Source organism: Viridibacillus sp. d25.2 (assembly GCF_055456015.2).
Map to the genome: position 1 here is coordinate 2,793,198 of NZ_CM196652.1, position 18,668 is coordinate 2,811,865.

Consider the following 18,668-nt stretch of genomic DNA (forward strand, 5'->3'; position numbering starts at 1 on the left):
TTTGCTACTCTTTAGTATTTGTTTTACCATATCATATTGCCATAAATATTCCAAAATTAGTTATTATAATTGCACCCTCAAGCTCGATTTATATCACCGCTTTCATTTCTCCTCAAAAAAATGCCTCAAAAGTCAAGAATCGACTAATGAGACACCTTTTAAAACATCTTATTTTGTTTTCTTATATTCTTTCTCTGTTCCATCTGCGAATTTAACTTCAAGTTCAAACGAAGTAAAATTTTTGTCTAAATCAAAGACAGAAATCACATGGTTGATTACTTCATCATTTGCTGTTGTAGCATCAAATTTCAGTTTCTTAAACATCGGCTCTAATTTAGCTAATGCTTCGTCTCCTTTAAGCTTCACATTATTGCGGTCATCATCTAATTCAACATCCACACCTGTATTTTCGTTTTCGTAATCAACCTCATATGACTCTGTCGGTGAATAATCAACGTCCAAAGAAAACTCCGCAAAATTATACGGTAATTTTTCCGTGGCTTGATTTGTTCCTTCTTCTCCATTGTTGGTATTCGTGTTTGTGTCGGTGTTTGTGTCGGTGTTTGTGTCTTTATTCATATTTGTATCACTGTCTTTTTGCTCAACCGGTGCCTTTTCTGGTACGTCTGTTGCTTTTTCTTTACCACAGCCGTATAACATCCCAAATAGAAGTGGTACTCCTAGAGCCATTTTCAAATATTTCATTTAACAATCATCCTTTCTATTTACTTCTCGATTCTTAATATTCCCCATAATAGAAAAATTAAACTTTTCAAATTATTTTACACTACAAAAGATAGCAAAAAAATAGACATGGAATACTTTTCACTAAATTTTCTTTAATGAAAAGAGTTAAAGTCTTGATTTGCTGATTGGTCACTTTGTTGGAAAAGAAACTGGACTGTTTCCTTATCAGAGCCGGTTGGCAAGCGAAATTTTTGTTGATAATCTTCTGCCCCTTTCCCTGTTATACAAACCCAATCTCCTTTATGAGTATGTTCTAATACTTCTTTAATAGCTAAAGTACGGTCAGAGATGACGTATCCCCCATCACTTAATGTATAAAGAACTTGTTCCATTTCTTCATAAGGAACATTATTCAAATCATCCAACGTCAGAATTTGAACATCACTTATTTCTTTAGAAATACTAACCATTTCTCGTCTTTTTTCCGTATCCCTGTCTCCTCTGAATCCAAAAACATGAAATACACGATTTGCGCCTTCCTCCCTTGCCGTTTGAAGACAATGATAAAAAGCATCTGCTGTATGTGCATAATCTATTACAACTGTAGCTCCTTTAGGGTGATGCAATACTTCAAATCTACCTGGTACGACGGGAAATGTTTCTAATGAATAAACAATTTTGTGTTGTGGAATACCAATCGATAGTGCGGTTAAAAAAGCCATGGAAGCATTAACTAGATTGTGCTTTCCTAAAATATTGAGCCTTAACTCTTGGCTTTGATTCCCTTCAAAGGCAATTGTTGAAACACCTGGTTTGTAATTAACGATTTGTAAATCATGATGGCTTTTGTCACCAAGTGAATATATTTTACAACCTTTATGAGTTAATTGATCCGCTAGCTTTTTTCCCCAGCTATCCAGATAATTGATTATAGCCAGTCCATCCGGCTTTAATTGGTCGAAGAGACTTGCTTTTACAGAAAAATAAGCTTCCATATCACGATGATAATCAAGATGTTCATTATCTAAATTTGTAAATAAACAATAGTCAAACTCCACGCCTTCTACTCGATATTGAGAAAGGCCATGTGATGAGACTTCCATTATAATAATTTCATCTTCACTCATGGCAAATTGCTTTTGAAGTTCAAGAGCATCGGGGGTAGTATTAATTGAGGGTAAAGCTTTACCGTTAACTACATTTTGAACGGTACCAAATAAGGAACAGGATTTTCCGGAGGTTTCCAATATATACTTGAGCATATAGGTGGTTGTAGTTTTACCATTTGTACCTGTAATGCCAATAACAACTTTATTGCGAGAGGGATTCCCATAAAACTGACATGCCATTTTAGCAAGTGCTAAACGACTATTAGGTACTCGAACATAAGGTACCATCAAATCTTTTATCTCTTTCTCTCCCACCACTACACTTGCTCCTGCCCTAATAGCATCGTCTATGAACTGATGACCGTCTACACGATAACCTGGAATCGCAACAAAAATGTCATTAGGACTTACTAAAGAGGAATTCGTAGCAATCCCCTCAATATCAACATCAATATCAAGGAGAGGAGAATTCATAGCTTTATCTACATGTTCTAAAAGTATGTTTAATTTCATTAAGGCTCACTCCTAGGATGCAAAACGAGTCATTTTTTTAACCTTGCATTTTATTAATGACCTATAATGAAATATTTATACTTAATAAGACGTTCTATTGAGTGAGCAATTAAAAATGAAATTCATCAATTTAAGGCGTTAGATTTAAGTGATAATGCGCTTAATTCGACCTTCTACAGCTTAGTTATATTTTCTTTATTAGTAACGTTATTACCAATCAGATTTTTCATTAAATAAATTTAATTACTAGAAAATTAATTAGAAATTTATTTTTATATTATATCCTTTCAATATAACTTGAGAGGAGACATCTATGAGAAAAATATTAAAAGTATTAATGAAATTACTTGTTCTGTTAATTGCCTTTATGGTCCTTGTATCAGTATCTATCTTTATATACCATAATTATCAATTAAAAAAAGAATCCGTATTAGTTAAAAGTAAGGGTACATTAGTCTATTTTAATAACAAGAAGATCAATGTTTACAATGAAGGTAGCGGGAATGATACATATGTATTTATGGCTGGTTCCGGCATTGCTGCCCCTATTTATGAAATGAAAGGTCTCTACAGTAAATTTTCCGAAGAAAATAAGGTTGCTGTAATTGAACTAGCAGGATATGGATATAGTGATGTTTTTAACGATAAAAGAGATATTGATACAATATTAAAACAAACTAGGGACGCACTGATTCAAAGCGGAAATAAACCTCCGTATATATTAGTACCACACTCTTATTCAGGATTAGAAGCTATTTACTGGGCACAAAAGTACCCAAATGAAGTGAAGGGAATTATTGCATTAGATATAGGCTTACCTCAACAATACGTTACTCATAAGTTGACACTATTTCAGTCATTAACAGTTAGAGGTATCAGCATATTAACGAAAATCGGTTTTCATCGCCTCATGCCATCAAATACTTATAATCCAGAAGTAATAAAGCAAAACTTTTTAACTAATAAAGAAAAAAAAGAATTTAAAGCTATTTCGTATAAACAATTTTTTAATAACAATATGAAGCAAGAACTATTACAGGCATACGAAAATGGTAAAATATCTATTAAACTACCAATCCCTAAAGAAACTCCTATTTTATTTATTGATGCCATTGCTAAAGAAAATAAAAACTCGAAATATACAAAGCAAAAAAATAAAGACTATGAAGAGTTTGCAAAACAATTATTAACATCAGATGTAAAAATAATCGAAGGCAAGCACAGCATTCATTTATACGCTCCTGAGGAGATATATAACCTTACTATGGATTTTATTAATAAAAAAGTAGACAAAAATTAACGGATTTTATTTTATAGACGGAAGGTCAAGCCAATGAAAGAATATAATATTTTGATTGTTGAAGATGATGTAATGATTGGTGGTTTACTACAGAAGATTTTGCAACGCGAGGGATATAATGTTTGTTGGAAAACAGATGGAAATGAAGTACTTGATGAAATCCATAAGATAGACTTAGTGATTATGGATGTTATGTTACCAGGTGAAGATGGCTATCAAATTACAAAAAAAATAAAACATCTAGGATTAAATATTCCAATTATTTTTCTATCCGCAAGGCAAGATATTGATAGTAAACTTCAAGGTTTAACAATTGGAGAAGATTATATGATAAAACCATTTGATCCTAGAGAGTTATTACTTAGAATACAGAAGATGCTAGAGAATCAATATGGAACTTTTACACAAATCAAACATTTATATATAGATGCGGATCTTACAAGGGTTTTCATTAATGCCCTAAATAATGAGGTTTTTTTAACTTCAATTGAACGGAAAATATTCTTTTATTTATATGATAATAAAGATAGGATTTTAACAAAGGAACATTTTTTTAATTACTTGTGGCCACTTGAAGATAGAAACCAAAATATTATTAATGTACACATGAAAAAAATTAGAACAAAAATTAATGATATAAACGGTGAGATTATACAAAATATATATGGAGAAGGGTATCGATTAAATACCTATATAAAGAAATGAAATTAAAAAAGAAATATCGGTTATTATTATTTTCTGCAATTATCAGTGTACCATTTTTATTACTAGTAATAAGTATCATTATGTCAATAATTTACAATATAGCCTTTAAAGCGAAACATAAGAACATCCCTTTTCATGAATCTTTTGCATATCCAACGATGTTATTCGTATTTTTGCTTTCATTATTCTTGTTAGCCTATTTATTTTCGAAATCCATTAACTCTCTTTTAAATAAAATAAATATATTAAATAAAACTATTCATCATTTAGCTAGTGATGAAAAAACACCCAATAAATTAGAAGTTACAAGTGAAGATGAAATAGGAGAATTAATTAAATCAGTAAATATATTAATTGATAGAACAACATATAGAGAATTAGAACTTAAGCAACAGGAAGAATTGAAAAAAGAAATTTTAAATAAATTAAGGCATGATATCAATACACCTTTAACAGCAATCAGATTACAATTATTTTATTTAGAAAGTCAGTATACGGATCAAGCTCCTATTTTAAAATCACTTTATCAACAAATACAATATATTGCTGATTTGACAAATGAATTTAATATTCAATCCACTGACACGTTAGAGAATTCTTATATTTTAAATAATGAAGTGAATATGAATGACTTTTTAGAAATCATGGTTAAAAAATGGGGTTATTTGTATAGTATTCATGATATTGAATTAATATTTCATACACAAAATCCAAGTTTGATATGGCTAAGTAACGATTTATGGCTCCAAAGATTATTCGATAACATCTTCCAAAATACATTAAAACATTCAAAAGCCAAGAAGCTTGAAATATCAATAGAAAATAGTGTTATTGCTATAAGAGATAATGGCATTGGTTTTGATATTGATAGCGATAATTTAGGGCTAGGATTAAAAATTATAGAGGATATTGCTAGATCACTAAATATAAAATATACTATAGAATCGAATCAAAATGGGACTCTATTTTCTTTCACAGACGAAAAAAGATATATATAACGTAAACTTTTTATTTAATACAGTTGAGATGACAAATATATAAACCCCCTCCCCCGCATAGTGGCCACTTATTAGGTGGTCCTATACGAGGGGGCTGCTTAAAGTACCATTAAATGCATTATCGATAGTATTTTTCACTTTAGTTAGATTTACTTTTCATAGAGTATCTTTTTTAATTGTTAATAAATTCAACACCAATTGTACAGCCATAGCGTCGTCTAAATAACCAATTGGAAATGTGTAATCTGGAATAACATCTACTGGTAGTATGAAATATATGAGCGCACTTCCAATTAAAGCGAGTTCAGCTGGAGTACCATTCTTTAAGCGGAATTTCTCATACATTCCCTTCAAATTGCTAATAAACGGACCTATACTACCCACCTTCTGGACCTTATCCTCAAAGCTATTAAGTATCGTTTCTTTCCCATCCTCTGTTTGTGTATATTGTTCATAATTAGCTAATTTCTTTTCAACACTTGCTATAGAAAAATTCTTATCATATAAATTAGCAGATTCGAGGAAGGTTTGAATGTTGTCAACTGATGTATGAATATCTGAACCTGGCTTATCCTGCTTCTGCTCAATATCATATCCAGCTGCAGCAAATAACTCTGAAAAGGGAACTCCAAGGTGTTTGGAGAATTTTTGTATATGATCAGGCTTTGCTTTTCGTTTACCGTTGATAATTCGTGAGATTGTAGCTGGATCAATATCAGTTAGTTCACTAAGTTTCCGCATTGATATTGATCGTTCTTTTAATAAGTCTTTTAACACCAAACCAAAATTACTATTGTTTCTTCCTACAGACATATTCTATTTTCCTTTCAATGTAGTTCATGTTCAAAAAGAAGCAATAAAAGAGTCGTGAAGACGAGTTTTCGAATGTAGAAGCAAGTCTTTGATAAAGCGACAGCTATTTTTTTAGCAGACTTTTTGAAAATCCTTAATAAATAATCAATACGATTTATTACAATTGTATCATAAAAAAATGAACAAACTACTCACAAAAGTTCTCAAGAAAACGTGAAGATTGAACTTTAATTTACTTTATGATAACTATGTTGACCGTACAAACACCAAAAGTTTTAAAGTGAACAGGATTGTCTTATTTAGCATTATGATAAAGTGGTAAAGCACCTAATGTGGTAAAAAAATCTTCCATTGACATTTATGAAAAATTGACAAAACGCCAAATCTATAACCAGACTGATTCCTCCACCATCAACTATATGAGAGTGACAAAAACAAATAAAACCCACCTTTTAATCTGTACATTTGCTCCATCAAATATATTTCAAACTTGACGAATTGTCAACACTATAACCAGACTGATCCCTTCCCCATTAACAATACAAGAGGGGCAACGTTGCATAAACTTCATCTTGTTCATATCGCTTTGTTCGGAAGTCGATACTTTTTTATTTTTTCATAAAAATAAGATATTTTACACTAAATTTCACTTTTGCTAAACATATATTTTTTGGTACGTATATTCACACTGATTACCAATCCCAGAGCAAGCATATTGGTTAAGAGTGCACTCCCTCCATAACTTAACAGTGGCAAGGCAATTCCAGTAACCGGCATTAACCCGATTGTCATAGCAATATTTTGAAAAACTTGGAATGATATTAACCCAATAACCCCAGCACAAATATAGTAGCCTAACACATTATTAGAATTTAACCCGATGATCATTATTCGATAAAGCAATATAAAATACAATAATATTAATATAGATGCACCAATAAAACCAAATTCTTCACCAATCACTGAAAAGATAAAATCAGTGTGTGCTTCGGGAATTTTGCCACTTTGCACTTGTATCCCCTGGTTGAACCCACTCCCATACATTTGACCTGATCCAATTCCCAGAACGGCTTGTTTTAGTTGATAACCATAGCTTAAGGCATAATTATCAGGGCTAAGCCAGCCATATATTCTCTCCAATTGATGAGGTTTAATAATTTTTATAAAAATGTCATAAAAATTATTGTGTAAATGGACAAGGAAGCCAATTAAAGCTAGAAAACAGGAAACTACGATTACAACTATTTTATAGTCTATTCCAGAGACAAGGATTAAACTAAATGCTATTGCGGCAATGACAAGTGCAGAGCCTAAATCAGGTTGTACCAAAATAAAATAGAACGGAACAATTGATAACAAAAGTACTTTTATAGTAATGGAAATACTATGTTTAAATGAAAGCGCTCGATTGGCAAAACGTTTTAATATAACTGATAAAAATAAAATTAGAAACACTTTCATAAACTCAGATGGCTGCAAATCAAAAAAGCCGAAACTTATCCATCTTGTAGCACCATTTTTAAACGTTCCGAAAAAGTGTACAAGGATTAACAACACAATTCCTACAGAATAAAAAGGCAGTGCCCATCTTTCAAGCAATTCAAAATCGAATAATGCCACTCCCACCAAAACAATTGCGCCAATGCTGTACCAAATTACTTGTCTTTTCACAAAATAATAAGGATCATGCGTTTCATATTGCCCTGACCCACTATAAACAGCAATCAAGCTGTAAATGAATAAACAGAATAAAGTAATCAGCAATATATAATCCAGCTGAATTTCTCTTCTCTTCAATTACTCCCCGCCTTCCTAAACCTATAATAGTCTCTACCTTCTATTAAATTCAGCGTACACGGTTTATTAACTTTTCTCCATTCCTCTAATCTAATGAAACTTTACTTTTTTAATAGAAACTTAGGCCGAATAGAATGTTTAAGTGAATGATGATTCCAGATTATAAGGAATTTAAATATTAAGAAAATTCAACGTGGAAGAAAGCGTCTATGAACATTATTGGGCATCAACGTATTTCTATCATAGAAGCCTCACCTAACAAGAATCATATTCAAATAACATCCACATCATATATATTTAAGTAGCGTGGTGTCAATGTGAATTACTGTCAATACTCGAAAGAATGAGTAAAGATAGATTGGGGTTTCCGAAGCTTACCACTTGCTTTCCGCGGGCGAGCGCCGAGCCGCTTCGTCGCTACGCTCCTGCAGGGTCTCGTCTGTCTCGCTTTTTCCGCAGGAGTCAAGCGGACGCTTCTCCAAACCAATAAAATGCTTGTACAAAAGGCAAAAGACTGTAGAAAACTCGTTTTTCGAGTTTATCTACAGTCTGAACATTGCAAAATACAACGCTTTTAATAAGGCAATATAACCGTAAGAAACTAGCCATTAGTTAGCATTTTTTATCCGAACTATTTCCGCCTAGCTTCAAAAATTTGTATCTAGCATATCACATTTATTATTATTCAATAATGTCACACACACGTCCAATTTGACCATCTGTAAGACGGACTTTAATACCATGAGGATGGAAAGAAGAATTTGTCAACAAATCCTTAACAACGCCTCTTGTTTTAATGCCTGTTCGTTGATCTTTCTTTAAGATAATATCTACGACAAGTCCAGCTTTTACGTCACTTCGATTTTGTCCGTTCATATGATAATTCCCTTCTCTACTGCTTTAATCATTCATTTAGTATAGCATAACGATTCTACTGAATGGATAACAAGCAGCTAAAAACAATTTAGAGTTTATTACCACAATATATGTATTAATTCAGAATTCTGTCTGTGCTTTTTTATCAATATCCTTCATTACTTTCCATCAACTATTTCTAAAGTTAATCTTAATGAAAATAAAAATTGAGCTTACAAAAATGACTATCGAAAATGCCCATGCAACCCATTCACCAATATACTGTAAGCCGAACGGGAGTACGATTACAAAAACACCTATAAATATCGAAAAAACCCCCATATCTTTAGCAAGCTTTTCCTTGTCCCCTTTATATTCAGATTCTTGGAAACCTGCGATTAAACCAAGCTTTTTCTTTTTCCATATCAACCATCCACATAAGAACATAAGTAAACCCACAATCAGACATATAAGAACAGCTATTAAAAACTCCGTATTTGAAATCATGTATTCAACACCCTCTTATAAAAATTTATTGATTATTGCTTATTTCGACATTTTGTTTATAATAGTCATGAACACATAAAACTGAAGCCTTCTTAATAATAGCACCTCATCCTTATTTTGTATATTTATGCAGATACTTAAAATCGATAGAGAACTTCTATCAAACGACAGAAGTTCTCTGTTATAATACTATTTCAAAAGAATAAAATGTCTAAAATAAATTATTTCACTATATAATGCAATTGGACAAATTGTCGAAAACGTTTTGTATCTATTAAAGTCAAATTGATTTGTGGATTTTTTTCTCTAAATAATGGAATACCAGAACCCAATATATGAGGTGTAACAGTTATAATATACTCGTCAATTAAGTTTTCTTTTATATAGTCATCCAATATACCTGCTCCACCAACCATCCATATTTTAGCTCCTTTTTGTTCTTTCAATTTTTTCGTAAACGCTACTACATCCTCATTTACAAAATCCACATATTCATTAGATTCTTGGTCAGAAGTCGTAAAGACATAGTTTTTCTTTTCAGGATATGGAAATGATTCTGCATGTTCCATTACATAGTCATATGTTCTTTTTCCCATAATAGTAGTGTCTATCGTTTCATACATCTCTGAATATCCATTATCACCTTCCCCTTCTACTTCATATAACCATTGCAAGTCATCATCTTCTTTAGCAATAAATCCATCTAAACTAACAGCTATATATAAAATAACTTCTCGTGACATAATTTTTGTCTCCTTTTATCTTTAGATTGCCCCTAATTGATAAAATCATAAGGTATAAACTATACTAACGATAAAACATGACAAGTAATGGCATGTTTAAAAAGAAAAGGTGAAATAAATGTCAAAAGCAAAACGATTGTTAGATATTCTTATGTTTGCTAATGCAAAAAGAAAATTTACGGCACAAGAAATTGCGGATGAATTTAATATTTCCATTCGCACAGTTCACCGATATATTATAGATTTGAGCGATATGGGCTTACCGATTTATGCTGAACAAGGACGGAACGGTGGATATACAGTATTAACTAATAGACTGCTCCCTCCTATTTTATTTACAGAAGAAGAAGCTGCTTCAATCTTTTTTGCTTTTCAATCTTTAAACTACTATCGCAACTTGCCTTTTAATACAGAAATCAGCTCCGTTGAACATAAGCTTTTTACTTCACTTCCGAATGATGCCAAAGTAAAAGTCGATAAAATTCGTTCCTATATCACTTTTTGGAATCCTAAAAGGACAATTGAAACACCATTATTAAGAGATGTTTTAGAAGCTTCTATTAAAAATAAAAATTTACATATTCAATATGAATCTAAATCGGGTAATAAAGCAAAGCATATTCGTCCTATTGGTGTCTATGCCCATGATGGATTATGGTATTTGCCCGCTTATGATTATAGGAAGAAAAAAATATTACTGTATCGTGTTGATCGTATTCTTTCAATTATTTCAACTGAAAACAATGAAGATGATTTTATGAATTTAGAAGAATGGTTTAGCTCTTATGAAGTAAAAAATCCAATTCGGCTACACGTTCAATTAACGATGGAAGGCGTACGCCAATGTAAAAGCGTACCTAGTTTTGAAGGGCTTGTAGTAACAAACGAAGATGGTACTGGACATATCAATTCTTTCATTGATCAAGGTGAGCTCGGCTTTATAACCCCACTTTTTTATAGACTTGGGATTCATGCACGAGTTTTAGAACCAAAGGAATTAATTGATGGTATGTGTTCACAAGCTAAAGAAATTTTAGCTATGTATCAAGATGGTAATTAAGGTATTATTTTTATTAGTTGTCAATTTTCTAAATCTGAAACTGAAATTTTTTTAAAAAACTTTTACTTCAAATAATCTGCCTTTAGATCAAATTGAACGAATAAATAGAAAAGTAAAAGGTAGCATTTTATAGTTTGGAGATGCGTCCACTCGACTCCTGCGGAAAAAGCGAGACAGTCGAGACCCTGCAGAAGCATAGCGACGAAGCGGCTCGGCGCTCCCCGCGGAAAGCGAGTCGTAAGCTTCGGAAAATCTGATTTATCCTGATATAAATAAAAAACTGAGAAAACTCGTTTTTTCCGAGTTAGTCTACCGTCTAACATCTATTAATATGAATGAGTAATTAGAAAAGTAAAAGGCAGCATTTTATTGGTTTGGAGATGCGTCCACTCGACTCCTGCGGGAATAACGAGACAGTCGAGACCCTGCAGGAGCGTAGCGACGAAGCGGCTCGACGCTCGCCCGCGGAAAGCGAGTGGTAAGCGTCGGAAAATCTGATTTATCCTGATATAAATAAAAAAACTGTAGAAAACTCGTTTTTTCCGAGTTAGTCTACCGTCTAACATCTATTAATATGAATGAGTAATTAGAAAAGTAAAAGGCAGCATTTTATTGGTTTGGAGATGCGTCCACTCGACTCCTGCGGGAATAGCGAGACAGTCGAGACCCTGCAAGCGGCTCGACGCTCGCCCGCGGAAAGCGAGTGGTAAGCTTCGGAAAACCAAATCTATCCTGTTTAAAAATAAAAAGACTGTAGATAATCCGTTTTTTCCGAGTTGGCACATGAAGTTATTTAATGGCATCTGGAAGCATAGAAACAGGATTAACTGACTTGAAAATCACAATTGAAGGCGAATCTAACATACCTTTTTGGAATCATGATTTGAAAGTTAAAGCTTTCTGACACTATTAGAATCCATCGACACAGCTAAAGCGGCTTTTGGTTATGACTTAGTAGATTTTGATTGATTAAGGTCCTCTTTATAATAGAGCACCTTCGAAATTCCCCCTCAAATTTTTCATTAACTTAAACAGGAAATAACCTTCGAATAGCTTGTGCAGTATCTTTATGCTCGAAAATGACAAAAGGCATCAAGAGTGAGCTTCTTGATACCTTTTGTAGACAGTCTGAAACCTTGCAATAAGCAGGGTTTTTAGGACTCTATTTTTATTTAATTTCTTTCCATAAAGACAATGCGAATATCCAATTTGGATCTCCATTTCCTTGATGGCTTTGAAGAGCTTCATATATTTTACCTTTGTGCTCTACTTTATCACCTTTTGTGTATGCCTTATGAGGATTCCAAACATCTCCAGGAACTGATGTGTCCGGTTTAATTGGATTAGAATCGGTACTTTTCCAAATTTCAGCTGTTAAGTTTGGATACCCTAGGGCCGCCACCTTTTGGATCGTATTATTATTTGGGCGTAATCCCCATTTTTCAAAAAATGGAATTAAATTTTGTTGAGCTGCTTTGGAGGCTTCAATCATAAATAATTGTTTCTTATCTTCATTATTTTTAGGTAATACACTATCAGACATATCTCTATACGATTGATGCAATTTTGGATAAAATTCTTCTCCATACGCTAGATTTAATTGCCATAGCATAGCAAGTTTAACAAAAAGATCACTAATCTCGTCATAATTCTTATTCTGCTGTTCTAAGTATTGAAAAACCTTAGGATAAACACCTTCTTTTTCTAATCTGGTCCGTTGACCAAATGCTTTTTCTACAGCAAGACTATAAATATTGTTCTGAACCTCTGTCATATTATGAAATGCCCAAGGACTTTGTTGTCTCATATGCCCCGCCTCATGCCACGGGCCCCATCCATCGTTTGTAAATTTATCAATATTTAATACATATTGGATTGCATCTCCTACATATGCAGTTCTATAAGGGTATGCATACATAAAATAATCTAGAGAATTGTTATCCTCAACATAATGTAGATAATGTTTATCTACTTGTCCTTCAGATAATCCAGATATTTTATCTTGAATTCTAGTAGCTTCATCCAACTTTTTCAATAGTTGAGTAGGATCTGTGTTAGTGCCGATTAAATATTTTTTAACACGTGCCGGGCTAGCAGTTATCAATACACGCTCCCCTTTTAATTCCACCGTATGTGCATTTGGATATTGATTAAGCATATCTATTAAATCTTGTTTCGTATGCTTTCCAAGTACATAGAGAGGGGTAGCCGTTCCGCCTGTTGTTACTGTTGTTTGAATGGTGCCTCCTTGTTGTTTATTGTAAAAATAAATCATCCCACCAGTTGGAGACTGTATAGTGTTTGGACCCGGTTTTAATGTAAAGGATTTTATTTTTGAATCTTCTCTCCAAGAAGCATCATATGAAAAAGTTCCAATATATGCTTCGATATTTTGATTTCCTGCTACCTGAATGATTATTTGTTCATTAGGCCTAGCGTATATCCCAGTCGGTTCATTAGGACTAAATTGTCTATCTCTTCTTTCGCTATTTTGGAATTTCGCGATATCTCCTTTTCCTGGAACTGCAAACTCCCGATTTTCCACTTTCGCAAATTTTTCGTTGTTTAACACGTTAGATACTTTCTGTTGCTGTGTTTGTTCTTCCGCAAAGACTTCTAATGAAGGCGTTATTCCGGTAGCAAACATAGAAAATAGAGCAGTTGCCACCACTAACTTTTTTGATTTTTGTTTCTGTCTTCTTTTCATCATATCTCTCCTACTATTTTTTTTATTCAAATCAAGTATATATACTATTACCTATATTTCCACAGTACCTTTTGATGCATTTTTTTACATTTTTACTATAAATATTCCAATATCAACGCATTATAAATCATTCTTAACTCCTTATACAGATCAAATAAACATATCAATAAACACTTTGAATAGTATTATTAATACAAAATTACTGGAAATAATACCTTCATTACCATAATTTGTTTATTATGTAAGACATCATTCAACGTCATATATGAGAAACGTAAGTGGCAATAGCCGACCATTTACGACATTCTGATGATATCAAGCAAATCTATGCGAGGCGTAAAGAAACAATTGAACGTGTTTTTGCGGATGCTTACTTTTACTGCCATGAATTTGAAAAATCTTGCTACTTGGACATGACAAGCTCTTTATAAAGAGAATATCGCTAGAAGAGTATGTTCTCTTTAGTAAGAAAATGCTATTTGCTGAACATAAATAAATGACAAAAGGCATCTAGAATGAGCTTCTTGATGCCTTTTGTCGACAGTCTGAAACCTTGCAATAAGCAAGGTTTTTTAGGACTCTATTTTTATTTAATTTCTTTCCATAAAGACAATGCGAATATCCAATTTGGATCTCCATTTCCTTGATAGCTTTGAAGAGATTCATATATTTTACCTGAGAACTGCCCTTTTCTTAACTAAGGCAACTTAGTTTTTTCTCTCATATCCTAAGTCAATTAAAGAGGGAGTAAGTTAGTAGCAATGAAAATAGGCCGAAACGAACGAAACGATTCCATTAAGAAAAATGAGAGCATGACATGATTTTTGGGGATATTTGTAGAATGATACTCTATCCTGTTTGAAAATAAAAAGAAAGAGAAAGAGTGTAGATAATCCATTTTTTCCGAATCTGTCTACTGTCTCTATTTAATTGAATGAGAGTAAAAAAACAGGAAAGCAGCAGGCAGCATTTTATTGGTTTGGAGAAGCGTCCGCTCGACTCCTGCGGGAATAGCGAGACAGTCGAGACCCTGCAGGAGCGTAGCGACGAAGCGGCTCGACGCTCGCCCGCGGAAAGCGAGTGGTAAGCTTCGGAAAACCTAATCTATCCTGTTTGAAAATAAAAATAAAGAGAAAGAGTGTAGATAATCCGTTTTTTCCGAATCTGTCTACTGTCTCTATTTAATTGAATGAGAGTAAAAAAACAGGAAAGCAGCAGGCAGCATTTTATTGGTTTGGAGATGCGTCCACTCGACTCCTGCGGAAAAAGCGAGACAGACGAGACCCTGCAGGAGCGTAGCGACGAAGCGGCTCGACGCTCGCCCGCGGAAAGCGAGTGGTAAGCTTCGGAAAATCAGATTTATCTTGTTTAGAAGCATTTTCAGGAATATGCCTCTGTGGGTATCTTCACAATTCTCTTGCAGAATTAAACAACTTTATTTCCATAAAAATAGACTAAGAGCTGTGACAGCTTTTAGTCTACTGTTGCATTTATAATTAATTTATCACTCTACATTAATTGTTCCATCTTCACTTTTGAGATCCAATGTATTAGTTGCATCACCAATTGTACCTACTTTAGATTTTTCAGTATTCGTGTTTAGTTTCAAACCATTTAAATTCAGTGTTATATCAGATGAATTACTGCTAGCAGATACCATTAGTGAAGTAGGAACTTCTTTATAAGATACCGCAATATCACCTGACTTTGTTTCTACAAGTAATGACTTTCCTTCTGCTGCATCTTCAACTTTTACTTCACCATCTTTTGAAGTAATCTTCATCTTAGTGCTGGCCACATTTGTAAGATAGTTATCACCAGAAGTAGATACTACATTTAAATTATTTAACGAACTGTTTTTTATACTTAGTTCCCCATCTTTTGAAGTAAATATACCTTTCTCTACTGACAATCCTTCCATTTTTCCATTGCCGGAGTCGTTTGAAACTACAATATTATCAATCTTTACAGCATTCATTTTTATATCACCAAAGCTATTATTCACTGAAAGAGTATCTAATACATTACTTGGGATAGAAATGTAGATAGTTCCTCTTTTTCCGAAACTGAAATTATTAGTAAAACTTCCACCTTCATCTTGCTGATTAATTATTATTTTTTCATCATTATTTTCGATTGTTACAGGGTCACTCTTTTTGTCTTTTTGTTTTCCTTCAACTGAAATTGTTAATTTGTTTGATTCAGTATTTTTAAACTCAAGATCCCAAGATTCATTGTTTATGACTACTTCTTTAATCGCCTCTATTTCAAATGAAATTTCTTTCCTATAATTCTTTCCTTTTCCCGCCATCAAACTTAAAACTAATCCACCTATAGCTATGATTGCTATGGAAACTATAAAGATCTTTTTCACTTTTTATTCCTCATTTCCTTTTAAGCTAAATCTAATTTTTCAACTTTATGGTAAGAAAGGTAGCCGATTAGAAGTCCCAGTAGACATAGTATAATTGGTACTCCAATGAATTGAAACAAATTAACCTGGCTCGCACCATTAGATACATTTCCGTTAATCACGAAGCTAATTAATACAGCAGAGGTAATAGTTGTTGCAGTTGATTTTTTTCTCATACCAAAATAAAGAGGAATTAAGCTTACTCCAGCAATCATAAAAGCGCTAATAAAAGTTGTTGGCACTGTAGCAATCATGACACTCAAATTAACCGGTGTTTCAAAGAAGCCAAAAATAGGATTTAAGAAGTATACTAGTATACTAATGATAAAAGTCGAAATGATTATGCTAAAAAAACAGAATGCAAAAACAATAGATAACTTAGCTTGCATTAATTTTTTTCTTTTCAAGGGATAACTAAATAATAATTGAATCGTTTTGTTTCTGTATTCATCGATTACTAAACGAGATAAAATGACACTGGAAAAAATTATAAATACTATTCTTATAAAAATATTAGCTAAAGACATGAAATCAACATAATCTTTAAACATCAGATCATCTTCAACTTTAGAACCCCACGCCATAAGAGAAACTGCCGCGAAGATTCCCACGATACAGATTATTAATCCTTTAAAATAACTAGATAACTGATTTTTTTTCCATTCTAATTTCATTAATTTAATCATGTTAAACATCTCCATATAATGTTTTTTATTTTATTCACAAGTAAGTAATAGTAACTAGGTTATTACCAATTATTTGATTGAACGTATTACTAATTTAAATCACATCTTCCTTCTCAATATTACGAATTGCTAAGTAAGCAATCATTACTCCGATGACGGCAAGTCCAAATTGGAAAGGAATGATTGTGACCATTGAAAATTCCGGGTTAGTAGAACAAGCAATCATCACCACTAAGAGAGATGAAAATATAGTGGTAGGAACAGAAAATTTTCGCATTCCAAAATACAATGAAATCAAGCTAATTCCTGAAGAGGCCACGGAATATGGAATCATTTTGAAGACCTCAGTAAAATATTGACTGGCAGTGATTGAGAAAGGAACTAAATGATAATAATTATTAATTATAGAAAATAAACCCGCAACAATGATATTAGTCAATAACATGGTGATAAATGTCAATGCAGCTATAAATAACAATTTACTAGCAATCATTTTCTTTCGATTAACTGGATATGAGAACATAATTAATATAGTTTTATTTTTATATTCCTCAATAACTATCTTCGCAATTAATACTGCGGCAAAGACAATAAATGTAGCTCTGACCATTGCGCCTATCATTACAAAGGCATCTTGATGTGTTGTAACGATTAAGTCGCCTTCTATTTGTGTTATATACATAATTAAACACAGTATTGCTGTCATGATGATGTTTGCGATAATTGCGCTTTTTATATACCAACCAAATTTGTTTTTCACTAGTTCTAATTTAATTAATTTAAGCATGAATCCCCTCTCCATTCATTAATTTCAGGAAGTATTCTTCTAATGAGCTATGCTTTTTATTGATACTTTCGATCTCAATATCATTCATAATAAGTGCCTTTGAAATCTCTTGCTGTGTTACAGTCATTTCATAAATGCGGATATTCTTTTCATTCATAATTTTATAATTATTTAAGCCTAGATGATGATCTAAAATGTAAGCTGCTTTTTTAATATCTTGAACCGTCACCTCAATATAATCTGTCTGTTCTCCATTGATACTTTCCATCGAAACTTCTTTTATCAGTTTCCCATCTTGTATGACTCCGATTGTATCCGCCATTTGTTCCATTTCAGCTAATATATGGCTCGAAACTAATAGAGTAATGCCATATTCTTTACAAAGCATCTTAAAAAGATCTCGCAATTCTTTAATACCAATAGGATCTAAACCATTAATAGGTTCATCTAAAATTAACAGTTCTGGCTTTGTCGTAATCGCTCTAGCAATTCCTAATCTCTGTTTCATTCCAAGAGAAAAATCTTTTACTTTTTTGTCATCGACATTGTGTAACTTCACAAGATCTAACGCATGATCAATAGACTGCTTATCATAATAGCCCATGTACTCACAATGTAAGTAAAGGTTCTCTCGAGCTGTTAGTTTGTCATAAAAAATAGGATATTCAATAATTGTTCCCATTCGTTTTAATACTTCATATGAAGTATTCGTTAACTTCTCACCAAAAATTTCTATATCACCACTTGTTGGTTTGATTAAATTTGTAATCATTTTCATAATCGTTGTTTTACCAGCCCCGTTTGGACCTAAAAACCCGTAAATTTCACCTTTTTTAACATTCATATTTACTCCGGAAACAACCTCTTTACCTTCAAATACTTTTGTCAGTTGATTTGTTCTTAATATATATGTCATTTTGTTTTCCCCTTTCGCTGTCTATATTAATTGTATGGAACGATTTTCTCTTTTTTCTTACTCAATTCTTAC

At 32.7% G+C, this 18,668-nt stretch carries 17 protein-coding genes and 1 pseudogene; 5 read left to right on the forward strand and 13 right to left on the reverse strand.

Annotated elements, in window-relative coordinates; genetic code table 11:
- Positions 1 to 168: 168 nt before the first annotated feature.
- On the reverse strand, positions 169 to 705 hold the full coding sequence (locus tag ACZLO7_RS13870; RefSeq protein WP_464939988.1) for a YusW family protein: 537 nt from the start codon (positions 703 to 705) through the stop codon (positions 169 to 171).
- Between the two features lie 134 nt (positions 706 to 839).
- Positions 840 to 2,309, reverse strand: a complete 1,470-nt coding sequence (locus tag ACZLO7_RS13875) for a UDP-N-acetylmuramoyl-L-alanyl-D-glutamate--2,6-diaminopimelate ligase (RefSeq protein ID WP_464939987.1) — start codon at positions 2,307 to 2,309, stop codon at positions 840 to 842.
- A 313-nt stretch (positions 2,310 to 2,622) separates the two neighbouring features.
- Here ACZLO7_RS13875 and ACZLO7_RS13880 point away from each other — a divergent pair, with 313 nt between their 5' ends.
- Genes ACZLO7_RS13880 through ACZLO7_RS13890 form a run of 3 tightly spaced genes read left to right on the forward strand, consistent with a single transcriptional unit; the run spans position 2,623 to position 5,312 of the window.
- A complete protein-coding gene (locus tag ACZLO7_RS13880; RefSeq protein WP_464939986.1) occupies positions 2,623 to 3,609 on the forward strand; it encodes an alpha/beta fold hydrolase in 987 nt (328 codons plus the stop codon).
- 33 nt (positions 3,610 to 3,642) lie between these two features.
- On the forward strand, positions 3,643 to 4,314 hold the full coding sequence (locus ACZLO7_RS13885; protein WP_464939985.1) for a response regulator transcription factor: 672 nt from the start codon (positions 3,643 to 3,645) through the stop codon (positions 4,312 to 4,314).
- Complete coding sequence (locus ACZLO7_RS13890) at positions 4,311 to 5,312, forward strand: sensor histidine kinase (protein WP_464939984.1); 1,002 nt, start codon at positions 4,311 to 4,313, stop codon at positions 5,310 to 5,312. Before ACZLO7_RS13885 ends, ACZLO7_RS13890 begins: the two co-directional genes overlap by 4 nt.
- 156 nt (positions 5,313 to 5,468) lie before the next feature.
- Here ACZLO7_RS13890 and ACZLO7_RS13895 read toward each other — a convergent pair whose 3' ends face one another.
- The 5 genes from ACZLO7_RS13895 to ACZLO7_RS13915 form a co-directional block, all read right to left on the reverse strand.
- A complete protein-coding gene (locus ACZLO7_RS13895; RefSeq protein ID WP_464939983.1) occupies positions 5,469 to 6,125 on the reverse strand; it encodes a helix-turn-helix domain-containing protein in 657 nt (218 codons plus the stop codon).
- 639 nt (positions 6,126 to 6,764) lie between these two features.
- Positions 6,765 to 7,922 (reverse strand): rod shape-determining protein RodA, encoded by a 1,158-nt coding sequence (gene rodA / locus ACZLO7_RS13900; RefSeq protein ID WP_464939982.1) that lies wholly within the window; start codon positions 7,920 to 7,922, stop codon positions 6,765 to 6,767.
- A gap of 681 nt (positions 7,923 to 8,603) precedes the next feature.
- Complete coding sequence (locus ACZLO7_RS13905) at positions 8,604 to 8,798, reverse strand: YwbE family protein (protein WP_464939981.1); 195 nt, start codon at positions 8,796 to 8,798, stop codon at positions 8,604 to 8,606.
- A 168-nt stretch (positions 8,799 to 8,966) separates the two neighbouring features.
- The gene (locus tag ACZLO7_RS13910) at positions 8,967 to 9,284 is read right to left on the reverse strand and encodes a DUF3784 domain-containing protein (RefSeq protein ID WP_464939979.1); all 318 of its coding nucleotides are present in this window, start codon (positions 9,282 to 9,284) and stop codon (positions 8,967 to 8,969) included.
- Positions 9,285 to 9,505: 221 nt separating this feature from the next.
- Positions 9,506 to 10,027, reverse strand: a complete 522-nt coding sequence (locus ACZLO7_RS13915; protein WP_464939978.1) for a dihydrofolate reductase family protein — start codon at positions 10,025 to 10,027, stop codon at positions 9,506 to 9,508.
- Positions 10,028 to 10,145: 118 nt separating this feature from the next.
- On the opposite strand from ACZLO7_RS13915, the gene ACZLO7_RS13920 reads away from it, so the two are divergent.
- The gene (locus ACZLO7_RS13920; protein ID WP_464939977.1) at positions 10,146 to 11,087 is read left to right on the forward strand and encodes a helix-turn-helix transcriptional regulator; all 942 of its coding nucleotides are present in this window, start codon (positions 10,146 to 10,148) and stop codon (positions 11,085 to 11,087) included.
- Positions 11,088 to 12,255: 1,168 nt separating this feature from the next.
- Here the strand turns inward: ACZLO7_RS13920 and ACZLO7_RS13925 are convergent.
- Entirely contained in the window at positions 12,256 to 12,426 is a 171-nt protein-coding gene (locus ACZLO7_RS13925; RefSeq protein ID WP_464940002.1) for a carbohydrate-binding protein, read from the reverse strand.
- A pseudogene (locus ACZLO7_RS13930) lies at positions 12,415 to 13,794 on the reverse strand (M60 family metallopeptidase); the annotation flags it as partial. The gene ACZLO7_RS13925 and the pseudogene ACZLO7_RS13930, both read right to left, overlap by 12 nt.
- 278 nt (positions 13,795 to 14,072) lie before the next feature.
- On the opposite strand from ACZLO7_RS13930, the gene ACZLO7_RS13935 reads away from it, so the two are divergent.
- On the forward strand, positions 14,073 to 14,225 hold the full coding sequence (locus ACZLO7_RS13935; RefSeq protein WP_464940004.1) for a hypothetical protein: 153 nt from the start codon (positions 14,073 to 14,075) through the stop codon (positions 14,223 to 14,225).
- Between the two features lie 1,073 nt (positions 14,226 to 15,298).
- Here ACZLO7_RS13935 and ACZLO7_RS13940 read toward each other — a convergent pair.
- The 4 genes from ACZLO7_RS13940 to ACZLO7_RS13955 all read right to left on the reverse strand — a co-directional run bounded on the left by ACZLO7_RS13940 (position 15,299) and on the right by ACZLO7_RS13955 (position 18,596).
- Positions 15,299 to 16,168, reverse strand: a complete 870-nt coding sequence (locus tag ACZLO7_RS13940) for a DUF4097 family beta strand repeat-containing protein (RefSeq protein ID WP_464939976.1) — start codon at positions 16,166 to 16,168, stop codon at positions 15,299 to 15,301.
- 20 nt (positions 16,169 to 16,188) lie between these two features.
- Complete coding sequence (locus ACZLO7_RS13945; RefSeq protein WP_464939975.1) at positions 16,189 to 16,893, reverse strand: ABC transporter permease; 705 nt, start codon at positions 16,891 to 16,893, stop codon at positions 16,189 to 16,191.
- 94 nt (positions 16,894 to 16,987) lie between these two features.
- Positions 16,988 to 17,680 carry an ABC-2 transporter permease family protein gene (locus ACZLO7_RS13950; RefSeq protein ID WP_464939974.1) on the reverse strand — a complete coding sequence of 231 codons (693 nt, stop codon included), beginning with the start codon at positions 17,678 to 17,680 and terminating at the stop codon, positions 16,988 to 16,990.
- The gene (locus ACZLO7_RS13955; RefSeq protein ID WP_464939973.1) at positions 17,673 to 18,596 is read right to left on the reverse strand and encodes an ABC transporter ATP-binding protein; all 924 of its coding nucleotides are present in this window, start codon (positions 18,594 to 18,596) and stop codon (positions 17,673 to 17,675) included. Before ACZLO7_RS13955 ends, ACZLO7_RS13950 begins: the two co-directional genes overlap by 8 nt.
- Between the last annotated feature and the right edge of the window lie 72 nt (positions 18,597 to 18,668).

Excerpts from the sequence above, each read along its gene's own strand:
- ACZLO7_RS13920 (WP_464939977.1), top strand. The coding sequence starts at position 10,146 with ATGTCAAAAGCAAAACGATTGTTAGATATTCTTATGTTTGCTAATGCA.
- ACZLO7_RS13890 (WP_464939984.1), top strand. The coding sequence starts at position 4,311 with ATGAAATTAAAAAAGAAATATCGGTTATTATTATTTTCTGCAATTATC.
- ACZLO7_RS13905 (WP_464939981.1), bottom strand. The coding sequence starts at position 8,798 with ATGAACGGACAAAATCGAAGTGACGTAAAAGCTGGACTTGTCGTAGAT.
- ACZLO7_RS13880 (WP_464939986.1), top strand. The coding sequence starts at position 2,623 with ATGAGAAAAATATTAAAAGTATTAATGAAATTACTTGTTCTGTTAATT.
- ACZLO7_RS13915 (WP_464939978.1), bottom strand. The coding sequence starts at position 10,027 with ATGTCACGAGAAGTTATTTTATATATAGCTGTTAGTTTAGATGGATTT.
- ACZLO7_RS13875 (WP_464939987.1), bottom strand. The coding sequence starts at position 2,309 with ATGAAATTAAACATACTTTTAGAACATGTAGATAAAGCTATGAATTCT.
- ACZLO7_RS13945 (WP_464939975.1), bottom strand. The coding sequence starts at position 16,893 with ATGATTAAATTAATGAAATTAGAATGGAAAAAAAATCAGTTATCTAGT.
- ACZLO7_RS13955 (WP_464939973.1), bottom strand. The coding sequence starts at position 18,596 with ATGACATATATATTAAGAACAAATCAACTGACAAAAGTATTTGAAGGT.
- ACZLO7_RS13910 (WP_464939979.1), bottom strand. The coding sequence starts at position 9,284 with ATGATTTCAAATACGGAGTTTTTAATAGCTGTTCTTATATGTCTGATT.
- ACZLO7_RS13885 (WP_464939985.1), top strand. The coding sequence starts at position 3,643 with ATGAAAGAATATAATATTTTGATTGTTGAAGATGATGTAATGATTGGT.
- ACZLO7_RS13870 (WP_464939988.1), bottom strand. The coding sequence starts at position 705 with ATGAAATATTTGAAAATGGCTCTAGGAGTACCACTTCTATTTGGGATG.
- ACZLO7_RS13950 (WP_464939974.1), bottom strand. The coding sequence starts at position 17,680 with ATGCTTAAATTAATTAAATTAGAACTAGTGAAAAACAAATTTGGTTGG.
- ACZLO7_RS13895 (WP_464939983.1), bottom strand. The coding sequence starts at position 6,125 with ATGTCTGTAGGAAGAAACAATAGTAATTTTGGTTTGGTGTTAAAAGAC.